Raw genomic sequence first — 24,225 nt, 5'->3', positions numbered from 1 at the left:
CTCAGGCTACATGGAGCTCTTGCTTGCGGTCTGGGCCGGTTGCTGGAGGCTTTCGATCCAGTCGGCCATGATGCGGGCGCTTTCTCGCAGGTAGATGTCGTAGCTGGGCTCTTCTTCTTCCTCCTCGGTTTGCGCTTCCTCGGAAGCGATGGCATCGTCTACGGCTTCGGCGACAGTGCCGCTGTTGTCTTCGCCGATGACGGCTTCGCTGAGGTTCTCTGCGATGGCTTTTATGGGTTCGGCGAGGGTCTTCTTTGAGAGCGCTTCTTGCTCTTCAGTGACTTTGAGTAGGAACTCCTGCATGGGGTAGTCTTGCTCGCTGAGGGCGTCGTAGGTGTCGTCTAGCTCATCGATATAGTCTTTTTCGCGAATCTTGCGCTCGATGCGCTGCTTCATATTGACTGAGATCGCCTTTTCGTCGTAGCGCTGGCGGCGCCACTCGATTTGCTTTTTTAAGAATTGGAACTCTTCGAGCGATTCTTGACGTGCTTGGCTAGCAGCGGCGAGTTCTTGCACCAGTGAGGGGTCTTCGGGGCTGTCGACATTGAGTTTTGCCCAGTTGTTAACCCAGTCAACTGCGGCGACTTCGTCCCATGGTAGTGCGTGGGGCAGGTCATCCTCACCGATGGGGAGGAACTCGTTGACGGAGGGCAATACGATGTCGGAAGGCACACCTTTGACTTGGGTGGAGCTGCCGTCGGGCAGGAAGAACTGCTTAATGGTAATTTTAGTCGCTACGGGGCGTGCTTGCGGTTGGCTGCTCTTTAGGAAGGAGAAAGGCATGCGGGTGTTCATGTGGTACACCTCTTGTACGGTGCCTTTGCCATGGGTGGAGCTGTTGCCTACGATCAGCGCGCGGTCATTGTCTTGCAGTGCGCCTGCTACGATCTCGGACGCGGATGCACTGAAGCGGGAGGTGAGCACGATGAGTGGGCCGTCCCAGAGCATCTCGGGGTCGCGGTCGGAGAGTACATCTGTGCGGCCGTTGCTGTCACGCACTTGCACCACGGGGCCGACGGGGATGAAGAGTCCAGTCAAGCGTACCGCTTCGCTGAGTAGGCCGCCTCCATTCATGCGCAGGTCGAGGATAATGCCTTCGGCGCCTGCATCGCGTAGTTTGTTAATCAATTCGGAGACGTCGTCCGTGGTGGTGGTGAGTGTGCCTCCAGCGCCTATGTTACCATAAAAGGAGGGCAGCTCGATGACACCGACGGCGATCGTTTGTGATTCGTCGACTGGCACGCTGATTAGTTTGGCAGTGGCCAGGTTGGCGGTCAGTTTGACCTCTCCACGGACGATCGGAACGATCTTACGCACGGACGGGTCGGAGGCGTCACCGGGGTGGATGAGTAGGCGCACGGTGGTGCCTTTTTCGCCTTTGATCTTGCGCACGATATAGCGCAATTGCATGTCGACGACATCTTCAAACTCATCGTCGCCTTGGGCGACCCCCAAAATCTGGTCTTCGGGGTTGAGTAGGCGCGAGCGCTCGGCGGGACCGCCAGGAAGGATTTCTTTAATGGTGCAAATGCCGTCGTCGTCTTCGAGCAGTGCGCCGATGCCTACGAAGGAGTTTTGCACGGCAGAGTTGAAGCTCTCAAGCGTATCGGAGGACAGGAATGTGGAGTGTGGATCGAAGAGCTGCGTCATCGCATTGATGAAGGATTCCTGCACTTCTGCGGCTTCACGGGCCACGGTGTGGCTGAGGTTGCGCTCGTAGCGGCGGTGGATTTTCTCGCGAGCTGCGTCGAGTGTTTCGGCGTAGAAGTCGGGATCTTCCAGTAAGCGTCGTAGTTTGGTCGGGTCGAACTCTTCTTCCTCTTCGTCTGGAGCGGCAATGTCGGGATTTTGCGGTGTTAACGAGCTGCCGTTATCGTCCTCTTTGTCTTCGGACGCGAGGGAGAGCATTTCATTGAGTAATTCGTACTTCAAGCGGCGCAGCCAGAGGGCTTCTGCTTCTTCGGAGGAGGCGGGCCATTCTGCTTCGCGACGATCGGGGGTGAAGCTTTCGTCGACAGTGAAATCAAAATCTTTTTGCAGGCGTTCGAAGGCCCATTCGGTGCGTTGTTCCGCTTTTTGTTTGAAGCTCTCGTAGATTTCGAAGGCGGAGTAGAGGTTGCCTTTTTTGAGGGATGCCTCCATCGCGTCGCCGAAGCGAAAGATAAATTCATCCACTTCAGAGCGAAGAAAATACATGCGTCCATAATCGAAAGATTCGATGTAGGCTTCGACCATTTCCGCGCCATTGAGCTGCTCCATTGTTCCGCGCAAATAGTGGCGGGCGTTAATGGTGTTGACGACCCAGCGTGTCTGGGAGGCCATTTCTTGGCTCGGGTCGAGCTTGGCATTGGTCGAGAGTACGACTGCGAGCGCCGCGCCGGCGACGAGTGCGATTCGAAGAATTCGTTTATTCATACGTGATTGGGTAGTATCGTCTGACATGCGCTGGGCTTAGCGGCTTAAGAGATCTTTGGCACGGTCGAGGGTCTGTTTTTCACCGTCTGTAAGGGAGCCAAAGCCGGAGGCGTTGATTTTATCGAGAATGCGGTCCACTTCTTTTTGTAGTTCGTCGCGGTTGCTGCGGTTGACCTTGTAGCTGATGTGGGCCTCGGTCTTTTTGCGACGCTTGAACCAGGCCGGCTGTTCCACAGTGGTGCGGGCATTTATGCTATTGGAACCAAAGAAGCTGTGGCTCTGGTTGTGCACGTAGCGGAAGTAGAGAATGCCGGCCAGCATGCCGCCTAGGTGGGCCGAGTGTGCCACGTGTGAGTGACCGGGGAGTTCGTAAAATAAGATGCCGCCGAGCGAGATGGCTAGACTGCCCCAGAATACCCACTTTGGCTTTACGGTGACGGGAATGATGAAGAAAATCAGTAGTGTGATCGGGCGCTCGGGGTAGAGTAGGCAGAAGAGCGTCAAAATCGCCATGACGGATGCGGATGCGCCCACCACGGCACCATACTCGTTAAAATGCAGCAGTAGATACACACTGCCACCTAGTAAGGTGCCGGCTAGGTATAGGCCGAGGAAGCGCTCCCTACCCAGAATTGGTTCGACGATGCGTCCAATGAAAAAGAGCCCCAGCATGTTACCAAAAATATGGAAGAAGCCAGCCGTGCTATGCATGAAACCATAGGTCAGCAGGGTCCACACTTTGAGCTGCTGGAAGTTTTGGCCGCTCAGACTCAGCCAGTCGCCCATGAAAGTATTCTCACGCCCAAATGCGCTGGGAAAGAAGACGTTCAGCACTTGTTGTAATACGAACACGGCCACTGTGATGACGATCAGCGTGGTCGTCATCGAAGTCTTGGGGGGAGCAGTCTCCGAAGGAGACTGTCTCATATACGGACGGTCGTAGAGCATGTCTTAGAAAATCAAAATTGCCGGCGCGTGGTCGTCCGGAATTAAGAAAAGACCGCCAATATGGCTGCCTGTTCCTTCGGGAGCAAGTATTGAGATCGCTTCTTGCCTCTCTAGCAGCAGTTTTTACGCCTTATTCGCGCGTTTGGACCTATTTTCTGGTGCGATAGCTGCCGGGCTGCTTACTTTTAGTGCGTCGCTTGATGAAGAGGGGCAAGAACTTGCCTTCGATGAACTCGAAGGCAGCTTGCAGGCCCTGATCTTCGTAGACGACTCCGATCTCGGCCTCCATCGCGGTGGGCTCACCGAGCGAGGAGAGAAATTGGTTGGAAGTCATTTGAATAAAGACCTCTGCGCGTTGCTTCACTGAAATGTCGCTTTGCTTCAGTATCCACTCGCGCGCAAAGAGGGCCAAGACGGCATCCCCGATCCAGGCCTTTGTGCGTTTCTCTTCCTCGATCAAGGCCTTTAGATTTTATCAACAATCTTGTCAGCGAGGCCGTATGCAATGGCTTCGTCGGCAGTCATGTAAAAGTCGCGGTCGGTGTCCTTTTCAATCTTCTCCAGCGCTTGTCCGGAAGACTCTGCAAGGATAGCGTTCAACTCATCGCGCAAGCGCTCCATTTCTTGAGCTTGAATGTGGATGTCCACCGCCACGGCGACCATTTGGCCTGAAATGAGAGGTTGGTGAATGAGCACGCGTGAGTGCGGATACAGGTAGCGGTTGCCCTTGTCGGCACCACACAGCAGGATCGAGCCCATGCTGGCGGCCATGCCTGTGACGACCACTTTGATCGGAGAACTGATCAACTTCATGGTGTCGTAAACCGCCATGCCAGCGGTGATTGAGCCACCGGGTGTGTTGATGTAAAAAGTGATCTCTTCACCCGGCGCTTCCATCTCAAGATAGAGCAGCTTCTCGGTCACATCACGTGCGGACTTGTCGGAGACTTCGCCCCAGAGGAAGACCTTGCGCTCTTTGAGGAAGCTTTCCTGGATCTTGATTGATTTTTCTTCTTTGTCTTTGGATTTCTTGTCGGCCATGGTAAATATTATTTCGTAGGGGGCTTCACTGGTGAAGACCGCTATAGTTTGATGCAGTTGTGATTAAATAGAGAGAGCACAGCTAGTCGTTCTTTCAAGCTGCGAATGGAAAAACATAGTCGAGCGCAGGCTATCCTTCAATCTTGGCGACACGACGCTCGTGGCGTCCGCCTTCGAATGTGGCGTCTAGCCAGATGCCGACTATCTTAAGTGCTAGTTCCTCGGGCACGGGGCGCGCCCCGATAGCGATGCAGTTGGCGTTGTTGTGCTCTTTGGTCATTTGAGCCGACCATTCGTCCCAGCAGAGTCCGCAACGCACGCCCTTGACTTTATTGGCGACGATTGCCTCACCATTACCAGAGCCTCCGAGCACGATGCCGCAGTCGGCCTTGCCAGAGGCCACGGCCTCTGCCGCGGGACGGATGAAGTCGGGATAGTCGCAAGAAGTGTCGGAGTCGCAGCCGCAGTCGATAACTTCGTAGCCGCGTGCTTTTAAAAATGCGACGATGGGCGCTTTGAGCGGGAAGCCCGCGTGGTCGGTGCCAATGGAAACGGTAAGGGTTTTGTCTGTCATTTCTGCCATGAATGTCAAAGTGCAGGCACACTGCAAGTCATCTTGACTAGGTTTTTGAAGCGAGCTCTAAGGAGCGGGCAGTGGCTGTGGCTTTTGGGGATTGCCTTGGGGGGCATTTTATTCCCGCAGGCGCTTATGCCCGCGCACGAACTCGAAGAGTACGCAGGCTATAATAATGAGCGTCATGCCAATGGTGGCTACGCTGGCAGGCGTGGAGCGACTGAGGATATAGTAGCCGAGGAAAGGAGCGAGGGTCCCGCGCAGCCCGGTGAGTGCCATGTGGATGCTCATATAGGAGGAGGCCTTCGATTCGGGCGCGATCTTAGTGACCCATAGGCTCCAGAAAATTTTGCCGCCGCCGAGTGAGAGCCCTTGGAAGGCCATCGCCAGTGTGAGCACGTAAAGGTTGGTGGTGAAAAAGAAGAGCACGATACTGAGCAAGAATGATAGATTCAGTAGGTTTCGTGTCGTCACAAAGTGCATGCGATCGAAGAGATGTCCCCACATCTTGGTGCTTAAGATACGCACCACCGCAGGCACCACGAGCATCAATAGCGCAATGGTGGTGTTGCTAGCGTTGACGCCGTAGTTGGGATTGGCGAGGTAATCGATCCGCACCGGTAATGTGAGCAAGTTCCCTAAGCCCAGTAGCATCCAAGTGCCGAGGATGTAGCCGAAGAAGCGATCCTTCCAAATGAGGCTAAAGCTTTGCCATGGGTTGCCGATGTTGTCGCGTGAGAGTGGACTGCTTGGGATGCGAAGGCCTACCAGCGCGCAGATCGCTGCAGCGAGTAACATGCCCACAAAAATCCAATGGTAGGCCTCGATCTTTTGGTCCAGTAGGCGGCCCCCGCAAAATGCAAATCCGATGGAGCAAAATGCTGTTAAAATAAAGGGCCAGGTCATGCGACGTCCGCGCTCGGAGCGGCTGTAGTTTTCCGTGTAGACCTGTAGCATCAGGGGGCCCTGTTGCACCGCGGCCACCTGACTCGTGACGACAAAGACTGTGAAGAAGAAGAGCGACTGCGCCAGGCTGGCCCCAGTCAGGAGTACGGCAGCCGCGCCAAAGACCACTGCGCAAGCCTGTGCGGGTGTGGCGCGTAGGCTGGCTGCCAGATATAAGGTCAGTGGGGTGAGTAGGAATCCGATCGGCCCCGCGCCGGCGATGAACGACTTGTGCGTTTCGCTCGCGTCAAAGTAGCGAATGGCAATTACGAGCGCAAAGGTCTGCCAGCCCGCTTCGAGTATGCCCAAGCAAGGGGCGCGCAACAGGTCGTTGCGGTAGGTCGCGCGAGCGAATTTCGAGCGTTGAAGCTCTGAAATGGAATGTTGAGTGTTATTCACAATTGAACGTCCTTTTTGGAACGTTCGATACGCTTCACTTGCTCCATTCAAGCATGCGCTTGATCGGTGCGTAGGCTTTCAAGCGAATGTCTTCGGGCATCTCGATTTGTGGTGACATATCGCGCAGGCAATCACGCAGCTTTTCGATGGTGTTCATCTTCATAAAGCGGCAGTCGTTGCAAGCGCAGGTGTCGGTCGGGCCCGCGATGAAAGTTTTTTCCGGGATCTCACGCTGCAAGCGGTGGATCATGCCAGTTTCAGTAACGACGATGATTTGCTCCGCATCGCAATCGCGGCAGAAGCCGATCATCTTTTCGGTACTGCAAACCTCGTCCGCATTGTCGCGCACAGTTTCAACACATTCCGGGTGTGCGACCACCAATGCGTCGGGGAATTTTAACTTCAGGCGTTCGATCGCCTGCTGTGTGAATAGCACGTGCGCATAGCAGGAGCCTGGCCACAGCTGCATTTCGCGGCCGGTCTGCTTGCTGACCCATTGCCCCAGGTTTTGGTCCGGCACGAACAGAATGTCGCGGTCCGCGGGGACCTTTTCGACGATCTTCATAGCATTGCCACTGGTGCAGATCACATCGGAGAGGGCTTTGACGCCGGCCGAGCAATTAATGTAGGCGACGACGTAGACATTGGGATTTGCCTCCTTATAGGCAGCTAGTTTTTCGGCTGGGCAGGAGTCGGATAGGGAGCAGCCAGCGTCCATCTCAGGCAGCAGCACAGGCTTGTTCGGGTTGACGATCTTAGCCGTCTCCGCCATGAAGTGCACACCACAGAACACGATGCAGTCAGTGTCGGCCTCTTCGGCTTTGTAAGCCAGCCCTAGGGAGTCGCCCACGTAATCAGCCACGCGCTGAATCGCGTCGATCTGATAATTATGCGCCAGAATTAGGGCGTTACGCTCTTTTTTGAGTGCAAGGATCTCTTCTTGGATCGCAGTGAGAGGCGCTTCATTCCCGAGCTTGGGATTGAAGACCATGGGTTCGTAATTGAGTGTTGCAGTGGCCATTTTCAGTTTTGGTGATGCAGAGAGAGTGCAGATGCTTGCAGCTCTGTAAAGCGAAGTTAAGCGCTATGTTAATGAACATTGAAAGAATTTCAATCCAGCAGCGAATGGCCTAAGGGCTTCATTGTCGTGGAAGTCAACCGTCAAACTGGGCCTGTAATTGTGTGTCGCATGTATAGCCGCATGTTTAATCATATGCTGCAACGACTTTCCCGATTCCTATTCGCTACCATTTTCGCTTTTAGTTTGCTGGGCACACTGGTGTGCCCAGCGACGCAGGCTCCCTTTGGAATGTATCCGGATTGGTCTAAGAATGTGGGTATTTATGAAGTGAACGTGCGCCAGTTCTCGCCACAGGGGCGCTTCGAGCAAGTGACTGCTTATTTGCCGCAAATCAAGGCGATGGGGATCGACTTGATCTGGATTATGCCGATTCACGAGATCGGTGAGGCAAATCGTAAGGGCAGCTTGGGTAGTTACTACTCGGTCCGCGATTATAAGTCGGTCAACCCTGAGTTCGGCAGTGGGGCGGATTTCAAGGCGCTGGTGGATCGCGCGCATGAGCTGGGCATGTACGTGATCATAGACTGGGTCGCGAATCATACTGCATGGGACCATCCATGGACGCTCACTAATCCAGAATTTTATGAGACCAACGAAGCCGGGGACTTTATTCCCCCTGTCGAGGATTGGACCGACGTGATCGCCTTAAACTATGCGAACGATGGTCTGCGGCTCGCCATGATCGATGCGATGGAATATTGGGTGCGTGAATATGGGGTCGACGGCTACCGCTGCGATGTGGCCGAGGAGGTGCCGACTGCGTTCTGGAATCAAGCGCGTCAGGCGTTGAATCAGGTGGCTCCCGTCTTTATGTTGGCGGAAGGGCAGTTGCCGGAATTTCACCAGCAAGCGTTTGAAATGAGCTACGCCTGGCACCAGATGGGGGAGATGCGCAAGCTCAAGGCGGGGGAAATTGATGCCAAAGATTTGGCTGATTACGAAAGCTATGAGCAGGACGAGAAATATCCAAGGCAGGCGATTCGCATGCGCTTCCTCAGTAATCATGACGAAAACAGTTGGCACTCCACCGTGCAGGAAGACTATGGACCAGCCGCTGCTGTTTTGCGGGCTTACACCTTTGCGGCGCCTGGCATGCCAATGATTTATAATGGAGAGGAAGCGGGCTTGGACAAAATGTTGCGCTTCTTTGACAAGGACCTCATTGAGTGGCGCCCACATTCGCAACGTGCATTGTTGACGCGCCTATTCCAGTGGAAGAAACGCAATCAAGCTTTGTGGAATGGCGCGCATGGCGGAGCATTCGTGAATTTTCAGACAGGAGTGGATGCGCAAGTTTGGGCCTTTTACCGGCAGAAAAATGGAGACAAAATTATCGCGATTCTGAATCTCTCGCCCGAATCTGCCCGTGTTACAATCGATGATCCCGCGCTGGCTGGCCGCTATCGTGATGTCTTGACGGACCAGTCTCATCATCTGTCTGCCCGTGAGAATATCACCTTAAGCCCATGGGGCTATTGGCTTTTGGAGGCGCACTCGCTCTAAAGTGAATCTGCTGGCAAGCTGGCTACTTGCTACAGGTAAAGAGGCGTCGTTCGCCCCTTTGCGGAGACTATTTCTTGAGTAGGATCAGGTCTGCGCGACGATCTTGCGAAGACTGTGATTTGGACAACCCGCTGGTGGCTTCGAGGCTGCCCTTGGAAAGCTTTTCGACACGGAGGGGAGTGATGCCTAGTGTGCCGAGGTAGTCGCTGATGCTATTGGCGCGGCGATCGCCGAGCGCCAAGTTATACTCGCTGGTGCCATACCAGTCGCAGTGACCTTCGACTAAAATGTGATAACCAGAATTTTGCTCTAAGTAGTCTGCGGCTTGTTGTAGTTTTGAGCGTTCCGAAGCGGCCACCGAAGAGGAGTCGAAATCAAAGTAAATCGAGGGCAATACGCCTTCGACCATAGTGAAGCCTTCATACATGCCATTTTCGATGCCCTGCGAACCGCGCTGTGTCAGTTCTCCGTTGCCATCTCCATCAATGCTGCCGTCGAGGCTCATGTCGAAAGAGCCTTCTGGGACGTAGTTCCCGCCAAAGTCGCCTGTGTCGCTTAAGCTGCTGCCTTGACTGCTCTTGCCGCTTCCCATTTCGTTGCCATATTGTGAAGGTGCTTGCTTGCGTGTGCAGGCGGGGAGGAGGCAAACTGCTAATAGCAGAGTAAGAAATGTGCGGCCGATCTTATTCATGTTTTCAGAATGTGGTGGTATGATTTGTAACTCGCAAACATTTTCCTAAAAGTCTGGAGAAATTATCGTTTACTTTTCCATTTTATGACCGCCCCCATTGTATTTTTAGTTGATAATGGCTCTCTTCGTCCGCAGGCGACGCTCGCTTTGCGAGGCCTAGCGGATGCACTTTCCGCGCGCTTGCAGCTGTCGATTGAGGCGGTGAGTCTCTTGCATGCGCACAAAGTGCCCGCGGAATTGTTGGGCGGGCAACCGGCGACGATCGTAAAGCGGCGCTTGCGAGAGCACATTGCACAGGGGCAGCGAAACTTTGTGTGCCTGCCGCTCTTCCTCGGGCCGAGTTTGGCGATATTGGACTATTTGCCCCGAGTCGTGGCGGAGTTGCAATTGGACTGTCCGGAGCTTTCTGTTCGGATCGCGCCTGTGCTGGCAGGGGCGAATATGGATTCGCCCGATTTGCGCTTAGCACAGATTTTGGCGGATCAGTTGCGAGCGCTTCCCAATTGGCAACAGGCCAAAGTTGCGCTAGTGGATCATGGTTCGCCGATTCTTGAGGTCAACCGTGTGCGAAACGCGGTGGCGCGCCAGCTCAGTCAGTTGTTGGACTTGCCTGACGGAGCGGTACAGCCTTGCTCGATGGAGCGACGCGAGGGCGAGGCCTATGCTTTTAACGAACCCTTACTAGAAAAACTCGGTCAGTTGGAGTCTTTCGCGGGCGGACCACTGATCCTTGCCATGTTTTTCTTGCTGCCTGGACGCCACGCAGGCGAGGGAGGCGATGTGGCTGAAATCTGTGCAGGCCTGCAGGAGGCCGGGGCCTTTGAGCTCATTCGGACCACTCCGCTGCTGGCAGAGCATCCTTTGTTGCTAGATCTTTTGGCCGATCGTCTGGCCGGAGTCTGTGGCTGATTTTGGGCCGGAGTCTGTGGCTGATTTTGGGCCGGAGTCGACCTTAGTTGCCGATCGAGATGAGGCCGTTGTTAATCGCGTAGCGAGTGAGGCTGGCGACGTCGTGTAGGTCGAGCTTGCGCATCAGATTGGTGCGGTGGTTTTCCGCAGTTTTCACGCTAATGCTTAATTTGGCGGCAATGTCGCGAGTGCTGTGACTTTCAGCGATGAGTTGTAAGATCTCACGTTCGCGCTTGGTCAAAATGTTTATGCCAGAGTCGCTTGACCGAGGGTCTGCCATCGCCTCGCGCAACAATAGCGCGACTTCGGGGCCGAAGTAACTGCCGCCATTCGAGACGATTTCGATCCCTTTGCGTAGTTCGGAGAGGGGCGCTGATTTTTCAACGAATCCATGAGCGCCCGCTTGTAGCAGTTCACGTACTAGGCTTGGGCTTTGATAGCCTGAAAAGATCAATACCTGGGTCTCTGGTATCTTTTCCCGGAAGATGCGTAGTATTTCCGTGCCATTTAGGTTGGGCAGCATCACATCGAGTATCACGAATTCAGGCTTCTGCTCTAGGCAACTGTCACAACCTATTTGCCCATCGCCACTTTCGATGATTACGTTGTATTCGCTGGGGTCAATTACAGCCTGGCTGACCATCTCGCGGATGGCTGTTTGGTCTTCGATTATGGCAACAGTTTTCATGGTAGACAGAAATTGGAGATTACTATGCTGCTTTGGGACTAGTAATAAAGCTTTTAGTTCAATAGTTTAGTAGGAACGATGCTTAGTTTTACTTGGATAATCGCTCAAACGTGGCATAGCGTTTACCATGCTGAGGGCTTCGTTTCGTGTTGGCTTGCTAACTTGCTTGCTCGCTGGCCCGCTTGATCGCTTAGCCCCACTCGGGTGGGTTCTGCAGTTCTGGTCGCAAGACGCCGATACAGGGGAGTTGGCGGTAGCGCTCTGCAAAATCGAGGCCATAGCCGACTACAAATTCGTCAGGTATCTTGAATCCGACAAAATCGGCCTCGAAATCGACCGTGCGCGTAGTCTTTTTATCTAATAAAACGCAGGTTTTTAGGCTGGCGGGGCCCATTGCTCGGAACATTTCGGTCACGCGGGCCAGTGTGTTGCCAGAGTCAAGAATGTCGTCAATTACCAGCACATCCATGTCTTTCAGATCCAGCCGGACTTTGTCGATCACCTCTGGGGTTTGTACGGGCTTCATATCGTCGCTGTAGCTGGAGATGCGGACACAGTCGAGTTGGAGCGGGATGTTGAGCTCGCGGATCAGGTCGGCAACGAAAATAATGGCTCCATTTATTATGGCGATGACTGCGACATCACGTCCTGCATACGTTTCGGTGATTTCTTGGCCCAATTCTTTTAATCGGTTCTTAATCGTGTCCTCATCGACGAGGACTCTGTCAATATCATCGAGTGGATTATATCCGGAGTCGTTTGTTTGCATACGTGTTTTAATTATAGAGCGCGGAGGTGATTACAAGTCGTTCTGTAGATACTTGCCCCCCAGCGCACTTAAAGCATGCATCCGCGACTTGTCCAGCTCTCGTGATTCTGTGGCTTTGCTTGCTTTCATACTCGCGTATCAAGTGTGAAATCGGTGAAGCAAAAAAGCCGGACCCGCTGAGCGGAATCCGGCTTTGAAAAAATAAAATCAGTCGGCTGCTTTAGACTGTGCCGAAGATTGTTTTGCCTGTGGAGCAGAGGTCGTCGGCAGCCTGCATCAAGCGATCCGCCATGTTCTTCTCTGCCTTCTTGAGGTAGCCGCGTGGGTCGTAGACCTTCTTGTTGCCAACTTCGCCGTCGATCTTGAGCACACCTTCGATGTTTTCGCAGATGTGTGTGACGATTGGGCGTGTGAATGCGTACTGTGTGTCGGTGTCGATGTTCATCTTGACCACACCATACTCAAGTGTTTCGCGGATGTCGCTAAGCTCGGAGCCAGAGCCGCCGTGGAAGACGAGGTCCATGAGCGCGTCCTCACCATGCTTATCAGTCACTGCTTTTTGACCGTCACGTAGGATGGTTGGCTTCAGCTTTACGGAGCCGGGCTTGTAAGCGCCGTGCACGTTACCGAAAGTTGCAGCGAAGAGGAAGCGGCCGATTGGCTGGAGGGCTTCGTAAACTTCAACCATGTCTTCTGGAGTGGTGTAGAGCTTTTCAGCGGGCAGGCCTGAGGTGTCGTGGCCGTCTTCTTCGCCGCCGACGCAACCAGCTTCAACTTCAAGGATGATGTCGAGCTCAGCACACTCCTTAAGCAGTGCCTTGGAGATCTCGAGGTTTTCCTTAAGGTCGACGACAGAACCGTCAAACATGTGTGACTGGAAGAGGGGACCCTTACCTTCTGCAATGCGCTTGCGAGAAGCTTCGAGGAGGGGCTTCAGGAAGCCGTCCACCTTTTCTGGGTGGCAGTGGTCGGTGTGCAGGGCAACCAACACATCATGCTTTTCAGCAAGAATATGAGTCGCTTCGGCCAATACGATGGCACCGAACGCGGCATCGCCAACATTCAGACCGGATGCAAATTGACCGCCACCTGTGGAAACCTGGATGATTCCGTCAGTTTTCGCATCGGAGAATGCTTTGAGTGCGGCATTGATTGTGGTGATCGAAGTCACGTTGACGGCCGGGTAGGCGTAGTTGCCCTTTTGGGCGGCGTCGAGCATCGCTTCGTATTGTTTTGGTGTTGCTACTGGCATCTTTCGATTAGTTTGGTTTATCTATTTTGCGAGTTAAGTAAGCAGTTCTAATGTTATGCTTGGGTGAATCGCAAGTTAAATCGCTTTTTCAAGGTATTTTCAATCATGTAATTGAGGAGGTCGCCTGTCTCTGTAGCATTTTTTTGAGTTTTTTGTCACCAAGTGGTTGCATATTTGCGACTACGAAAGGCCCGCCTTGCGCTTGCGTCTCTTGGGAACTCTGCAATCTGTATTTCTGTGGATTTTAAACTGAGCAGCGACTACTCCCCGCAGGGGGATCAACCAGAAGCGATTCGACAACTGGTCGAGTCTATCCGTGCAGGCAATCGTTATCAGACCTTGTTGGGGGTGACGGGCTCGGGAAAAACCTTCTCCATGGCCAATGTTATCCAGCAGTTGCAGCGTCCGGCACTGATTATTTCGCACAATAAGACTTTGGCCGCCCAGCTCTACTCCGAGTTCAAGGCCTTCTTTCCGGAAAATGCGGTCGAGTATTTCGTCAGCTATTACGACTACTACCAGCCGGAGGCCTACATTCCGCAGACGGATACCTACATCGAGAAGGATTCCTCGATCAACGACGATATCGAGCGCCTGCGCATCTCTGCCTCGTCGTCGCTGATCAGCCGCAAGGACGTGATTGTGATCGCCAGTGTGTCCTGCATCTACGGTCTCGGTTCGCCGGAGGACTTCAAGGCGATGATGCTGCCGCTACGTGCGGGGCTGGAGCTTTCGCGCGACGACTTTCTGGAGCAGCTGGTCGGGATTCTCTATGAGCGCAATGATGTCGATTTCAAGCGGGGCAGCTTTCGAGTGCGCGGCGATGTAGTGGATATTTACCCCGCCTATATGGAGTCGGGCATTCGTATTGAGTTCTGGGGCGACGAAATCGAGAGCATTCGCGAGCTGGATCCTGTGACTGGAGAGACCAGCGAGCAGCTGGAAATGTTTAACCTGTATCCGGCCACTCAATACGTGACTCCCAAGGATAAAGTTGATGCCGCGATCGCGGGCATCCGCCAAGAGTTGGAAGAACGCGTCGCCTATTTTGAATCAAAAAACATGTTGATCGAGGCGCAGCGCATCCGCATGCGCACGGAATACGATATCGAGTTGCTGCAAGAGATGGGCTTTTGCACCGGCATTGAAAATTACTCACGCTACCTTTCCGGTCGTAAGCCCGGTGAGCGTCCCTTCTGCCTGATCGATTTCTTTCCCGAGGACGCGCTGCTCTTTGTCGATGAGAGCCACGTGACCTTGCCCCAGGTGCGCGCTATGTATAATGGCGACCGCGCGCGCAAAGAGCGTCTAGTCGACTTTGGCTTTCGTCTGCCTTCGGCCATGGACAATCGTCCGCAAAAGGAAGAGGAGTTTAATCAAATTACCGGGCAGACCATCTACGTGTCCGCGACCCCCGCGCAGCATGAGTACGACGTATCCAAGGTGATTGCCGAGCAAGTGATTCGCCCGACCGGCTTGGTGGATCCGGTGATGGAAATTCGCCCGATTCAGGGGCAGGTGGAAGACTTTATTGGCGAAGTGCGTCAGGCGGCCGACATGGGCGAGCGCACCCTCGCCACGACTTTGACCAAGCGCATGTCGGAGGACTTGAGCGATTACCTGCGCGAGGCAGGGCTGAAGGTGGAATACTTGCACTCCGACATCGACGCCATCGAACGCGTCGAGATTCTGCGCCGTCTGCGCAAGGGGGAATTTGATGTCTTGGTCGGGGTCAATCTGCTGCGGGAGGGACTGGATTTGCCCGAAGTGGCCTTGGTGGCGATTCTCGATGCCGACAAGGAGGGCTTTTTGCGTAGCGCCACCAGCTTGATTCAAACCGCCGGCCGTGCGGCGCGCCATGAAAAGGGGCGCGTTATTCTCTATGCGGATGTGATTACTAAGTCGATTCAACTCACACTCGAAACCACCGATTACCGCCGAGAGAAGCAGCTCGCACATAATAAGCAGCACGGCATCATCCCGGTTGGGGTGAAGCGCGAGATCGATGATGGCTTGCAGGCACCCGGCAAGCGCTACGATGAACGTGAAGACGATGTCATCGGCCTGCTCGCGGAGTCCGACGATCGCGATGTCGCGGAAGTCATCGCCGAGATGGAGGAGGAAATGCTGGAGGCTGCGCGTAAGTTGGAATTCGAGAAAGCGGCCATGATCCGCGATCAAATCGAGACCCTGCAGAGCGGTAAACATGGCGGTGGCGAGAGTGGTGCCGCCAAGAGTAAGCCCTACAAAAAACGTAAATCTAAGGCTGTTTATAATAAGAGTGGCCTACCTAGAAAGAAAAAATAGTGGCGGGGCCTGTTCGCTATATAGCTCTAATGTTATTTTATGGAGCGCATGTAGAACTGCTAATTTACACTCATTCAAGTCACTGTAAAAAACTCATCCACTAACGCAAAGACCCGCGCTCGATGAGGCTGCCTTCGAGGCGTATGAGGCTTGGGGGGCGTGTCTTGTCCGCGATTCGTTTCATCAACAGTTCGGCGGCCGTCTCGCCTATCATGCTCGCGGGTTGCTGGATGACTGTAAGTTCGGGCTTCACAAATGTCGCCCACGTTGGATCGTCGAAGCAGGCGAAGCCGATAGCCTCTGGAATTGAGAGCTTGGCGGCGTGGATGGCGCGATAGGCACCCGTTGCGATTAGGGCGCTGCTGCAAATAATTGCATCGGGCTTTTCGTTGGTGATCAGCAGGCGTTCCATGGCCTTGCGACCTTCGGCTTCAAAGGCAGGGACGCGCTGTATGGAGAGCGCTTGTTGGTCGTTTTCTTCTAGTGCGGCTTCGAAGCCTGCGAGGCGTTCGTCGGCGGTAAAGCTGTTCTTGCCGAAGATCCCTGCGATGCGTCGGTAGCCGCTTTTTAAAACGCGGCGAGTGAGTATGTGAGCGCCGCGTATGTTGTCGCCTAATACTGCGTCGAAACCTGAGCTGACTTGGCGATCGACCATTACCGAGGGGATTCCCTGTTGTTGTAGCTTTTGGATAGGAGCGAGCCCCTGACTAGAGGGCGAGATTATGACACCCGCGACTTGTTCTTGTCCTACGAGCTCTAAGTAGCGACGCTCTTTTTCTGGGTTTTCATCGGTGTTGCAGACGAAGACGCAGAATCCACGCTTTTGTGCAAAGGTCTCTACGGCGCGGCATAATTCGCCGAAAAAAGGATTTTGAATGTCTGATACAATTAGCGCTATAATGTGAGAGCCAGGGTTTCTCAGTTGCTGTGCGGCGCGGTTGGGGCGGTAGCCCAATTTTTTGACTGCGGCTTCTACTTTGGCGCGGGCTTCCTCGCTGATGTAGCCCTTGTTGGCCATCATGCGGGAGACGGTTGCTGTGGATACTCCGGCTTCGCGGGCGACATCTTTAATACTGGCCATGGCGGGAATTTGTAATTTGGAGGGGGACGTGTAAGCTCATTGAGGGCGTATTTGTGAGGTTTTGAATGTTTTGTGTGTAAACGATATCAGTAGATTCTGGATTTACTATAAACCATTTAAGTGGCTATGTTGTCGGTGTTTTGTGATTTTTTCTTAGTCTTTAGATGATTTCAATTAGAAATTACTTGACCAATTTATGTAATCGATTACACATTGAGGCATTACTCCGTTTGAACCCCGAAAATGAAGGCCCCTTATGTTGAATCTTACCCTCTCAGATGTCCGCCTCGGTGGTAGCTTTGCTGACCGTGAAGAAGCCATCCGCGCGATCGCCGCACTGCTTGCTGATAGTGGTGCTGTTGAGTCCGCCTATGTTGATAGTATGTTGGGGCGCGAGCGCACCGCAAATACTTACCTTGGCAATGGTGTCGCGATTCCTCATGGGCAACCGCAACACGCGAACTTGATACGAGAAACGCGGGTGGTGCTAATTCAGGTCCCCGATGGGGTGGCTTGGAAAGGTGATGCGCGCGCTCATCTGATTTTTGGAATTGCAGCGCGTAGTGATGAGCATATCGGGCTGCTGGCTCGGTTGACTTCGATCACTGCCGACGAGGATCTGGCGAAGCGTTTGGCGATCACGGATGATCCCACAGAAATCGTCGCCGCACTTCAAGCGGAAGACGGTGTCGACGCAGTTGACAGTGATGATGGCTACGAGGGCGAACGTGTCTTTGTTCAGTTTACGAATCCGCGTGGATTTCATCTGCGTCCAGCAAGTCAATTGGCTGATGCCACTGAGCAGATGGACGGCAAGATTACTTTAGTTGTCAACGGCCGTGAGGCCGATGCCCGCAGTGCGCTGAAGATCGTCAGCCTCGGTATCACCGCCGGCAGTCGCGTGGAGATTCGTGCTGATTCACCTTATGCGAGCGACCATTTACATCGCTTGAGTGCTCTGATGGCATTGATCAATGATGAGCCACAGGAAGTCGCCGAGGACTCCAATAGTGGGATCGATTGGACGCCCGCATCTGGTGACTCGGAAAACTCGATCTCTGGAACAATGGCCGCTCCTGGGATCGCGGTTGGTCCCGCATTTCGCTGGGATCACAATCGTGTAGCTTCGTCGGAGCGAAAGCGCGGAGACGAGGCCTCAGAATGTGCTGCCCTCGAAGTCGCGATCGAGGAGGCGGTGTCCACATTGCGTGAACTTGCCGACAGCGATGGGATGAATAAAGTGCAGCGCAATTTGTTTAATGCTCATGTGGCCTTGGTTGATGATGTAGAAATTAAACAGGATGCGTTGCGACAAGTCAAAGCGGGGGTTGATGCATTGACTGCATGGAACGCGGTCATCTCGGACAAAGTCGCTCGACTTGAAGCTCTTTCGGATCAACATCTTGCGCAACGTGCGATCGACCTAAAGGATGCAGGCAATCGCGTTAGTCGTATTCTGCTCGGTGAGGTGCAAGACCCTTTGGCTACATTTACCGCCCCCGTGGTTTTAGTGGCGCACGACCTTGAGCCCTCCGAAGCCGCCCAGCTAAGCTCTGATAAAGTCTGCGGCATTTGCCTGCGCGCTGGTAGCCCGAATGCCCACTCTGCCATTGTCGCGCGTTCGCTTGGTATTCCAATGGTTGTCGCCATGGGAGAGGCACTTGCGCCCGTGGTAGAGGGCGAAACGGTTCTGCTCGATGCTTCAGGAGCGCGCCTTTTTGTTCAACCTTCGGATGAGGATTTGGAGTCGGCCTGTAAAGCTCTTAAGTCAATGAATGCACAGCGTGAACGAGCCTGGTCGCAACGTTATAGTCCCGCGCTGACGACGGATGGGCATCGTTTTGAAGTCGTCGCCAATATTGCTAAGGTTGAAGAGGCGACTTCCGCCCTCAAGGCAGGAGCAGAAGGAGTCGGCCTCGTTCGCACTGAATTCCTTTTTCTTGATCGCGAGCATGCTCCCTCCGAAGAGGAGCAATTTGAATGCTATAAGGCTATGGTTCAAGCGCTCGAAGGTTTGCCGATGGTCTTGAGAACAATTGATATCGGAGGCGATAAGCCCGTCGATTACCTCGGCCTTAGTGAGCATGATCTCTCCTTTTTGGGTTTACGTGGTATTCGCCTCGGCCTTGCGCGACCTGACATCATTCGCACTCAGTTGCGAGCGGTCTATCGTGCAGCGGCATTTGGGCCGATCAAGTTACTTTTTCCGATGATCGCCACGCCAAATGACTTTCGTAGGATTCGCCAAATCGCCGAATCCGTGCGTCAAGAGGTCGATGGCCCGCAGCTTGATCTCGGGGTCATGATCGAAGTGCCCGCAGCGGTAGTGATGGCACCAGAAATTGCTAAAGTTGCCGACTTCTTTTCTGTCGGCACAAACGACCTTACGCAATATGCCTTAGCTGTCGATCGCACGCACCCTTTGCTTGCGAAGCGTGCCGACAGCTTGCATCCCGTCGTGCTACGGCTGATCAGCACCGCCACGAAAGCGGCGCACGCCGAGGGTAAATGGGTCGGGGTCTGCGGTGGCCTCGCAGCCGATCCACTCGGCGCTCAAATTTTGGCTGGGCTCGGTGTGGATGAGTTGAGCATGCCGCCGGCATTGATTCCTGCGGTGAAGGAAAAAATCCGTAAAGCCAGCCTAACAGATTTGCAGGCACTGGCCACACGCGCCATGGCGCAGGACGACGCAGTCGCCGTGCGCTTGATCCCACCTGTTGTTTAACCCCAGCAAAGATTATTACCATGAATACAAAATCTTCAATTATCACAGTGACTTTGAATCCAGCCATCGACCATACGGTTTTTGTCGACCAGCTGCTTCCCGGCACGGTGCATCGCGCTACGGGCTCCCATCGTCAAGCAGGCGGCAAGGGCGTGAATGTGGCTACGATGCTTTCACTCGGTGGTGCTTCAGTCGCAGTTGCCGGTTTTTTAGGCGAAGCGAATCCATCGATCTTTGAAACACACTTTAAGCAGCATGCTCTGCAGGATGCCTTCATCCGAGTGCCTGGGGAAACTCGCACTGGTATCAAGATTGTTGATACAAAGGCAAATGATACGACGGATCTCAATTTGCCAGGTCCTGCCCCGACAGAGGCACAATGCGAGCGCTTGATTACCAAACTGCTCCAGCGGGTGCAAGCGGGCACGTGGGTAGTCATCGCTGGCAGTTTGCCTGCTGGCGTCGAACCTTCTTTTTTGGTCGAACTCATTCGCCGCTTGCGAGATGCCGATGCCAAAATTGCGATCGATTCCAGTGGCGCCGCGCTCAAAGCAGCAGTCGAGGTTGGCGTGGATTTGGCTAAACCCAACGTTCATGAGCTGGAAGAATTGCTCGACACTAAATTCGACAATTTTCAAGCCACGCTGGATGCGGCGCGCGAGCTTTGCCGCGAGCGCATCCCGAACCTAATTGTCTCGCTGGGCGATGAAGGCGCGCTCTTTCTCGCTGATGAGGCCGAACTCATGGCGAGTGCGCCTCCCGTAAAAGTGATTAGCACTGTGGGCGCGGGCGATTCATTACTTGCGGGATATTTACAAGGCATTCTCCGAGGCGACACGCCGCCGGACTGCGCCCGCATGGCTACTGTTTACGCATGGAGTCGACTCGAATCCCTCGTCTCTGCGCTTCCCGCAAACGATGTCCTGACCCAACGATTGGCACGCGTCACCGTGCAGCCGATCGCTCCTTATAACCCTAAAGCATAATATCCCATGTCTACTCTACTCGTTATTTTACAAGCCCCCGCTGAGGCGCCCATCTTGCGCTTAGCCAAGGGCGCACTCGAAGCCGAGGCTACGCGTCGCGGCTTAAGTTTAATCATCAAGGTCGATGCCAGCGCGGACCCGGTCGCAGTATGGAAATCCTCTGGCGAATCCGTCAATGCTGTCTTACTTGCGGGCACTAAAGCACCCGCGCAGCCCGTCTCTGCCGAGGTGCCAGTCATCGCGACCGATCTCGCCCGTGTCAGCCGCGAAACGGGGCATGTGTTGGATCAACTTTTTCCAGCCAATGCACCTGCTCGGCCCGCTTCGGCATCTTCGCCTGTTGTGAGCACCGAAGCTGCCGCCAGCAAATTTCTAGTTGGCGTCACTTCTTGCCCCACTGGTATCGCTCACACATTTATGGCGGCGGAGTCTTTATTGCGCGGAGCTAAAGCGATGGGCTATACCATGAAAGTTGAAACCCGTGGTTCTGTCGGCGCAAAGAATGAGCTGACTGAAGAAGAAATTGCCAAAGCGGACGCCGTGATCGTCGCTGCGGATGCCAATGTCGAGACCGCTCGTTTCGCCGGCAAGCGTTTGCTCGAAACAGGCACCAAAGCCGCAATCAATGATGCGCCTGGGCTCATCAAAGAAGCCCTCGCACTAGAGCCTAGTTCGACTCAAACAGGTGGACTCAAAACACCGCCGAAGGCCGCTCGCACGGGGGTGTATAAGCACTTGATGACAGGCGTTTCGAATATGCTTCCGCTCGTTACAGCAGGGGGACTAATGATCGCACTGGCATTTGCAGTCGGTGGTATTTACGCCGGCGACAATGAATGGACATTTGGTTGGGCCTTGATGCAGATTGGCGGTGCATCCGCCTTCGCACTCTTTATTCCTGTGCTGGCCGGCTTCATTGCTTTCTCCATCGCTGACCGCCCTGGTCTCGCGCCAGGCTTGATTGGTGGTATGTTGGCCTCGCAAATCGGTGCTGGCTTCCTTGGGGGGCTCGCTGCGGGGTTCTTTGCCGGCTACTTGACTCGCTGGCTCAATCGGAAGATTAATCTACCGGACACTTTGCAAGGTCTTAAGCCCGTTTTGATCCTACCCTTGTTGAGCTCGTTAATTGTCGGGCTTGGGATGATCTATGTGATTGGCCCCCCGGTTAAATTCATACTCGATGGCTTGTCCGCCTGGTTAAATAACATGCAAGAGGGCAGTGCGTTGGTGCTTGGTTTGTTGTTGGGCGGCATGATGGCCTTTGATATGGGGGGCCCTGTTAATAAGTCGGCTTACACTTTCTCGGTGGGTTTGCTTGCCAGTCAGATCTATGTGCCGATGGCCGCAGTTATGGCCGCTGGCATGGTGCCGCCGCTGGCGTGTGCGCTCGCCGCCAATCTCTTTCGCAATAAATTCACCGCTGACGAACGTCAGGCTTCTAAGGCAACGGCCATCCTCGGCATTTCCTTTATCACAGAAGGAGCCATTCCTTATGCCGCTGCGGATCCGTTTCGCGTGATCCCTTGCACGGTACTCGGCTCCGCTGTTACGGGAGCGATCTCGATGGTCTTGGGCTGCAAATTAATGGTCCCACATGGGGGTGTGTTCGTCCTGGCAATCCCTAATGCGATCACGCAAGGCATGGGCTATGTCGCTGCCATATTGATCGGCACTCTGGTTTCGGTCGGGGCTCTATACTTTGCGAAACGTCCACTCAAGCAAGCAGTGCCCGTGGCCGCTTAATCTCTTTTCCATACTCCAACCTCAAATCAATACATACTATGAAAATAAAAACCTTAACACTCTCCCTTCTGATCACTGCCACAGGCTCCGCTTGGGCTGAATCCGAGCCATACTCCGATCGATTGACGGGAGACTGGGGCGGTGCACGCACGGACCTCGCTGAAGCGGGGATCGAAGTCTTCGCGTATTATAATACAATCACCTCCTCGCTTGTTTCGGGGGGCATTGATGGCGATACTAATTTTGCTGGCGACCTCTTTGCTGGAGTGCAGTTCGATCTCGATAAAATCCTTGGTTGGGATGCCACGACTTTCACTCTCACGGGGATTGATCGTCATGGTAGTGATGTCACGCCCAATGTCGGAAGCCAATACAGCGTGATGCAACTTGTGGGCGGGCAGAATACTTTTCTCTACAATGTGACCCTAGAAAAGCTCTTCGCAGATGGGGATATCGCAGTGAAATTGGGGCGTATGACTGCTACTGACGACTTTGTCGGCTCCTCTTTATACAGCTATTCTTTGAGTAATGCTGTCAATGGCCAGATCCGCGCCGTGCTTTTTGATGGGGTGATGACCTCGTATCCTTTCCCGGTGTGGGGTGGCCGAGTGAAGGCCAAGGTTTCAGAAGACAGCAGCTTACAGGTCGGTGTCTTCCAACTGACGAAAGAAATGTGGGACCGTGAAAAGCAAGGAGTTGATTTCAGCATCGATGCAGATGATGGCGTATCGCTCTTCGTGCAATACGACTGGACGCCAGAGATCAATGGTAAGCCCGCTCGGTTCTTTGCTGGTATTAATCAGACCTTCGCTTTTGAGATGGATGAGTTTAATAGCACAGACACGACTGACAGTTTTACTCGCTTCTACGGGCATGCCGATTATCAGGTCTATCGCGAATCGGCTGATTCGGATCAAGGGCTTACTTTGTTCATGACCTTCGCTTATACCGCTCAGGACGAAGTTGCGATCGTGCCGATTCAGTCGACTTTCGGTGCACATTATAAAGGCCTGCTAGACAGTCGTCCAGAGGACAGGACGGTCTTTTTCATGACCTATGGCGGTTTCAGTGACGAGTATTCCGACGAGCTTGAAGCTGGTTTGATGAGTGGCGTAGACTACGAAATGGTCTTTGAGCTTGGTCACCGCATTCAGCTCACAGAATATGCTTACATCCAGCCCGACATTCAGTTTATCAAGAATCCAGGTGGCACAGGTGATATTGATGATGCCATCGTCGTCGGTGCGCAAATTGGTTTTAGTTTCTAAGTCTGGCACAAGGCTCAGGTTCGACACATCCTTTTAGACTGAGAGGATTGTCGCGGTTCGCGCCTTTGGGGGTGGTGTAAAAATGCAAACAAACACTGCGCTCAAAGGCTCGACGGGCACTGCAAAGCTGTTAGCATCTACTCATGCCCCCGAAGCCCACCAATGTTGATGAATACCTAAAGGACGGCTGTGGACGTTGTGCGCTCGGAGGTACGCCGGACTGTAAAGTGCATCCTTGGGCGGAGGTGCTTCGCTCGTTGCGCGCAATTGTTTTACAGACTGAGTTGGTGGAAGTGATCAAATGGGGGGCGCCTTGTTATACCTATGCAGGTAAAAATGTGCTGATGCTGGGGGCGCTGAAGGAGTCAGTGGTGCTTTCTTTTTTTTCGGGGTTCGGAAATGAAGGATACTTCAGCGATCTTGGACTTGCCTGGAGAGAATACACGTTTTGCACGTTGTATCCGGTTTAAAAATACGGAAACTGTGGCGTCGCTTGAAGAGGCTTTGCTGGGCTATGTCGCGCAAGCCATTGAGATCGAAAAGTCTGGTAAAGCGGTCAGCGATCCGAAGCTTGGGCAGCCTACGTATCCGCAAGAACTGATTGAGGCGTTTGAGCAAAATGCCGACTTTAAGGCTGCCTTTGCCGCGCTCACGCCAGGTCGGCAGCGCGGTTATCTGCTCTATTTTACATCTGCAAAGCAGTCGAAGACAAAGGCTGCACGGATTGAGAAGTGCATGCCCAAAGTGTTTTCCTGTAAGGGTTGGAACGAGCGCTAGCAGCCGGGCAGGTGTCGCTTCAAAACTTTGTTTTGGGGGAGCGTCGTGATTGCGCCGGTGTCCAGAGCTGTCTGAGTGCCCGGTTCAGAGAACCGAGCTTACGGGGCAGGTGTAGCCTCAAAA

Annotated in this window: 21 protein-coding genes; 9 read left to right on the top strand and 12 right to left on the bottom strand. The window is 53.8% G+C overall.

All coding sequences use genetic code 11. The features are described from left to right. Positions 1 to 6: 6 nt before the first annotated feature. From QEH52_RS10880 to nadA, 7 genes are all read right to left on the bottom strand, one after another. Positions 7 to 2,415 carry a carboxy terminal-processing peptidase gene (locus tag QEH52_RS10880; RefSeq protein WP_308950408.1) on the bottom strand — a complete coding sequence of 803 codons (2,409 nt, stop codon included), beginning with the start codon at positions 2,413 to 2,415 and terminating at the stop codon, positions 7 to 9. A 36-nt stretch (positions 2,416 to 2,451) separates the two neighbouring features. Next, positions 2,452 to 3,342: a rhomboid family intramembrane serine protease gene (locus tag QEH52_RS10875; RefSeq protein ID WP_308950407.1), complete on the bottom strand. Its 891-nt coding sequence runs from the start codon at positions 3,340 to 3,342 to the stop codon at positions 2,452 to 2,454. A gap of 169 nt (positions 3,343 to 3,511) precedes the next feature. Further along, positions 3,512 to 3,823 carry a ribonuclease III domain-containing protein gene (locus QEH52_RS10870; RefSeq protein ID WP_308950406.1) on the bottom strand — a complete coding sequence of 104 codons (312 nt, stop codon included), beginning with the start codon at positions 3,821 to 3,823 and terminating at the stop codon, positions 3,512 to 3,514. A gap of 5 nt (positions 3,824 to 3,828) precedes the next feature. Further along, on the bottom strand, positions 3,829 to 4,404 hold the full coding sequence (locus tag QEH52_RS10865; protein WP_308950404.1) for a ClpP family protease: 576 nt from the start codon (positions 4,402 to 4,404) through the stop codon (positions 3,829 to 3,831). A gap of 130 nt (positions 4,405 to 4,534) precedes the next feature. Next, entirely contained in the window at positions 4,535 to 4,978 is a 444-nt protein-coding gene (gene rpiB, locus QEH52_RS10860; protein ID WP_308950402.1) for a ribose 5-phosphate isomerase B, read from the bottom strand. A 117-nt stretch (positions 4,979 to 5,095) separates the two neighbouring features. Then, positions 5,096 to 6,322 carry an MFS transporter gene (locus QEH52_RS10855; protein ID WP_308950400.1) on the bottom strand — a complete coding sequence of 409 codons (1,227 nt, stop codon included), beginning with the start codon at positions 6,320 to 6,322 and terminating at the stop codon, positions 5,096 to 5,098. A gap of 34 nt (positions 6,323 to 6,356) precedes the next feature. Beyond that, entirely contained in the window at positions 6,357 to 7,343 is a 987-nt protein-coding gene (gene nadA / locus QEH52_RS10850) for a quinolinate synthase NadA (protein ID WP_308950399.1), read from the bottom strand. 78 nt (positions 7,344 to 7,421) lie between these two features. Here nadA and QEH52_RS10845 point away from each other — a divergent pair, with 78 nt between their 5' ends. After that, positions 7,422 to 8,906 (top strand): alpha-amylase family glycosyl hydrolase, encoded by a 1,485-nt coding sequence (locus QEH52_RS10845; protein WP_308950397.1) that lies wholly within the window; start codon positions 7,422 to 7,424, stop codon positions 8,904 to 8,906. A gap of 67 nt (positions 8,907 to 8,973) precedes the next feature. On the opposite strand, the gene QEH52_RS10840 is transcribed toward QEH52_RS10845, so the two are convergent. Continuing rightward, positions 8,974 to 9,597, bottom strand: a complete 624-nt coding sequence (locus QEH52_RS10840; protein WP_308950396.1) for an OmpA family protein — start codon at positions 9,595 to 9,597, stop codon at positions 8,974 to 8,976. A gap of 84 nt (positions 9,598 to 9,681) precedes the next feature. Here QEH52_RS10840 and QEH52_RS10835 point away from each other — a divergent pair, with 84 nt between their 5' ends. Next, a complete protein-coding gene (locus tag QEH52_RS10835) occupies positions 9,682 to 10,506 on the top strand; it encodes a sirohydrochlorin chelatase (RefSeq protein ID WP_308950394.1) in 825 nt (274 codons plus the stop codon). Between the two features lie 43 nt (positions 10,507 to 10,549). Here QEH52_RS10835 and QEH52_RS10830 read toward each other — a convergent pair whose 3' ends face one another. The 3 genes from QEH52_RS10830 to fbaA form a co-directional block, all read right to left on the bottom strand. Next, positions 10,550 to 11,194 carry a response regulator gene (locus tag QEH52_RS10830; protein WP_308950393.1) on the bottom strand — a complete coding sequence of 215 codons (645 nt, stop codon included), beginning with the start codon at positions 11,192 to 11,194 and terminating at the stop codon, positions 10,550 to 10,552. Between the two features lie 190 nt (positions 11,195 to 11,384). Beyond that, positions 11,385 to 11,963, bottom strand: a complete 579-nt coding sequence (hpt, locus tag QEH52_RS10825) for a hypoxanthine phosphoribosyltransferase (RefSeq protein WP_308950392.1) — start codon at positions 11,961 to 11,963, stop codon at positions 11,385 to 11,387. A 220-nt stretch (positions 11,964 to 12,183) separates the two neighbouring features. After that, positions 12,184 to 13,215 (bottom strand): class II fructose-bisphosphate aldolase, encoded by a 1,032-nt coding sequence (gene fbaA / locus QEH52_RS10820; RefSeq protein ID WP_308950391.1) that lies wholly within the window; start codon positions 13,213 to 13,215, stop codon positions 12,184 to 12,186. Positions 13,216 to 13,452: 237 nt separating this feature from the next. Between fbaA and uvrB the strand changes: the two genes are divergently transcribed. Continuing rightward, the gene (gene uvrB, locus QEH52_RS10815; protein WP_308950390.1) at positions 13,453 to 15,522 is read left to right on the top strand and encodes an excinuclease ABC subunit UvrB; all 2,070 of its coding nucleotides are present in this window, start codon (positions 13,453 to 13,455) and stop codon (positions 15,520 to 15,522) included. Positions 15,523 to 15,622: 100 nt separating this feature from the next. Here uvrB and QEH52_RS10810 read toward each other — a convergent pair whose 3' ends face one another. Then, positions 15,623 to 16,603: a LacI family DNA-binding transcriptional regulator gene (locus QEH52_RS10810; protein ID WP_308950389.1), complete on the bottom strand. Its 981-nt coding sequence runs from the start codon at positions 16,601 to 16,603 to the stop codon at positions 15,623 to 15,625. Positions 16,604 to 16,859: 256 nt separating this feature from the next. Here QEH52_RS10810 and ptsP point away from each other — a divergent pair, with 256 nt between their 5' ends. The 6 genes from ptsP (at position 16,860) to QEH52_RS10780 (ending at position 24,102) form a co-directional block, all read left to right on the top strand. After that, a complete protein-coding gene (gene ptsP / locus QEH52_RS10805) occupies positions 16,860 to 19,328 on the top strand; it encodes a phosphoenolpyruvate--protein phosphotransferase (RefSeq protein WP_308950388.1) in 2,469 nt (822 codons plus the stop codon). Between the two features lie 20 nt (positions 19,329 to 19,348). After that, entirely contained in the window at positions 19,349 to 20,314 is a 966-nt protein-coding gene (gene pfkB / locus QEH52_RS10800) for a 1-phosphofructokinase (protein WP_308950387.1), read from the top strand. 6 nt (positions 20,315 to 20,320) lie between these two features. Next, on the top strand, positions 20,321 to 22,057 hold the full coding sequence (locus QEH52_RS10795) for a fructose-specific PTS transporter subunit EIIC (protein WP_308950386.1): 1,737 nt from the start codon (positions 20,321 to 20,323) through the stop codon (positions 22,055 to 22,057). 38 nt (positions 22,058 to 22,095) lie between these two features. Continuing rightward, positions 22,096 to 23,325: a carbohydrate porin gene (locus QEH52_RS10790; RefSeq protein ID WP_308950385.1), complete on the top strand. Its 1,230-nt coding sequence runs from the start codon at positions 22,096 to 22,098 to the stop codon at positions 23,323 to 23,325. 143 nt (positions 23,326 to 23,468) lie between these two features. Next, complete coding sequence (locus tag QEH52_RS10785) at positions 23,469 to 23,795, top strand: DUF1801 domain-containing protein (RefSeq protein ID WP_308950383.1); 327 nt, start codon at positions 23,469 to 23,471, stop codon at positions 23,793 to 23,795. A 13-nt stretch (positions 23,796 to 23,808) separates the two neighbouring features. Continuing rightward, positions 23,809 to 24,102 carry a YdeI/OmpD-associated family protein gene (locus QEH52_RS10780; protein ID WP_308950382.1) on the top strand — a complete coding sequence of 98 codons (294 nt, stop codon included), beginning with the start codon at positions 23,809 to 23,811 and terminating at the stop codon, positions 24,100 to 24,102. Positions 24,103 to 24,225 lie beyond the last annotated feature (123 nt).

The sequence above is a fragment of the Thalassobacterium maritimum genome, from assembly GCF_031127805.1.
Classification (GTDB): domain Bacteria; phylum Verrucomicrobiota; class Verrucomicrobiia; order Opitutales; family Coraliomargaritaceae; genus Thalassobacterium; species Thalassobacterium maritimum.
Note: the sequence above shows the minus strand (reverse complement) of the source record. Positions and strands in the feature narration are given on the sequence as shown.

Excerpts from the sequence above, each read along its gene's own strand:
- QEH52_RS10875 (WP_308950407.1), bottom strand. The coding sequence starts at position 3,342 with ATGAGACAGTCTCCTTCGGAGACTGCTCCCCCCAAGACTTCGATGACG.
- ptsP (WP_308950388.1), top strand. The coding sequence starts at position 16,860 with ATGTTGAATCTTACCCTCTCAGATGTCCGCCTCGGTGGTAGCTTTGCT.
- QEH52_RS10795 (WP_308950386.1), top strand. The coding sequence starts at position 20,321 with ATGTCTACTCTACTCGTTATTTTACAAGCCCCCGCTGAGGCGCCCATC.
- QEH52_RS10865 (WP_308950404.1), bottom strand. The coding sequence starts at position 4,404 with ATGGCCGACAAGAAATCCAAAGACAAAGAAGAAAAATCAATCAAGATC.
- QEH52_RS10790 (WP_308950385.1), top strand. The coding sequence starts at position 22,096 with ATGAAAATAAAAACCTTAACACTCTCCCTTCTGATCACTGCCACAGGC.
- QEH52_RS10830 (WP_308950393.1), bottom strand. The coding sequence starts at position 11,194 with ATGAAAACTGTTGCCATAATCGAAGACCAAACAGCCATCCGCGAGATG.
- QEH52_RS10785 (WP_308950383.1), top strand. The coding sequence starts at position 23,469 with ATGCCCCCGAAGCCCACCAATGTTGATGAATACCTAAAGGACGGCTGT.
- QEH52_RS10835 (WP_308950394.1), top strand. The coding sequence starts at position 9,682 with ATGACCGCCCCCATTGTATTTTTAGTTGATAATGGCTCTCTTCGTCCG.
- hpt (WP_308950392.1), bottom strand. The coding sequence starts at position 11,963 with ATGCAAACAAACGACTCCGGATATAATCCACTCGATGATATTGACAGA.
- nadA (WP_308950399.1), bottom strand. The coding sequence starts at position 7,343 with ATGGCCACTGCAACACTCAATTACGAACCCATGGTCTTCAATCCCAAG.
- QEH52_RS10810 (WP_308950389.1), bottom strand. The coding sequence starts at position 16,603 with ATGGCCAGTATTAAAGATGTCGCCCGCGAAGCCGGAGTATCCACAGCA.
- QEH52_RS10840 (WP_308950396.1), bottom strand. The coding sequence starts at position 9,597 with ATGAATAAGATCGGCCGCACATTTCTTACTCTGCTATTAGCAGTTTGC.
- QEH52_RS10880 (WP_308950408.1), bottom strand. The coding sequence starts at position 2,415 with ATGAATAAACGAATTCTTCGAATCGCACTCGTCGCCGGCGCGGCGCTC.
- fbaA (WP_308950391.1), bottom strand. The coding sequence starts at position 13,215 with ATGCCAGTAGCAACACCAAAACAATACGAAGCGATGCTCGACGCCGCC.
- pfkB (WP_308950387.1), top strand. The coding sequence starts at position 19,349 with ATGAATACAAAATCTTCAATTATCACAGTGACTTTGAATCCAGCCATC.
- rpiB (WP_308950402.1), bottom strand. The coding sequence starts at position 4,978 with ATGACAGACAAAACCCTTACCGTTTCCATTGGCACCGACCACGCGGGC.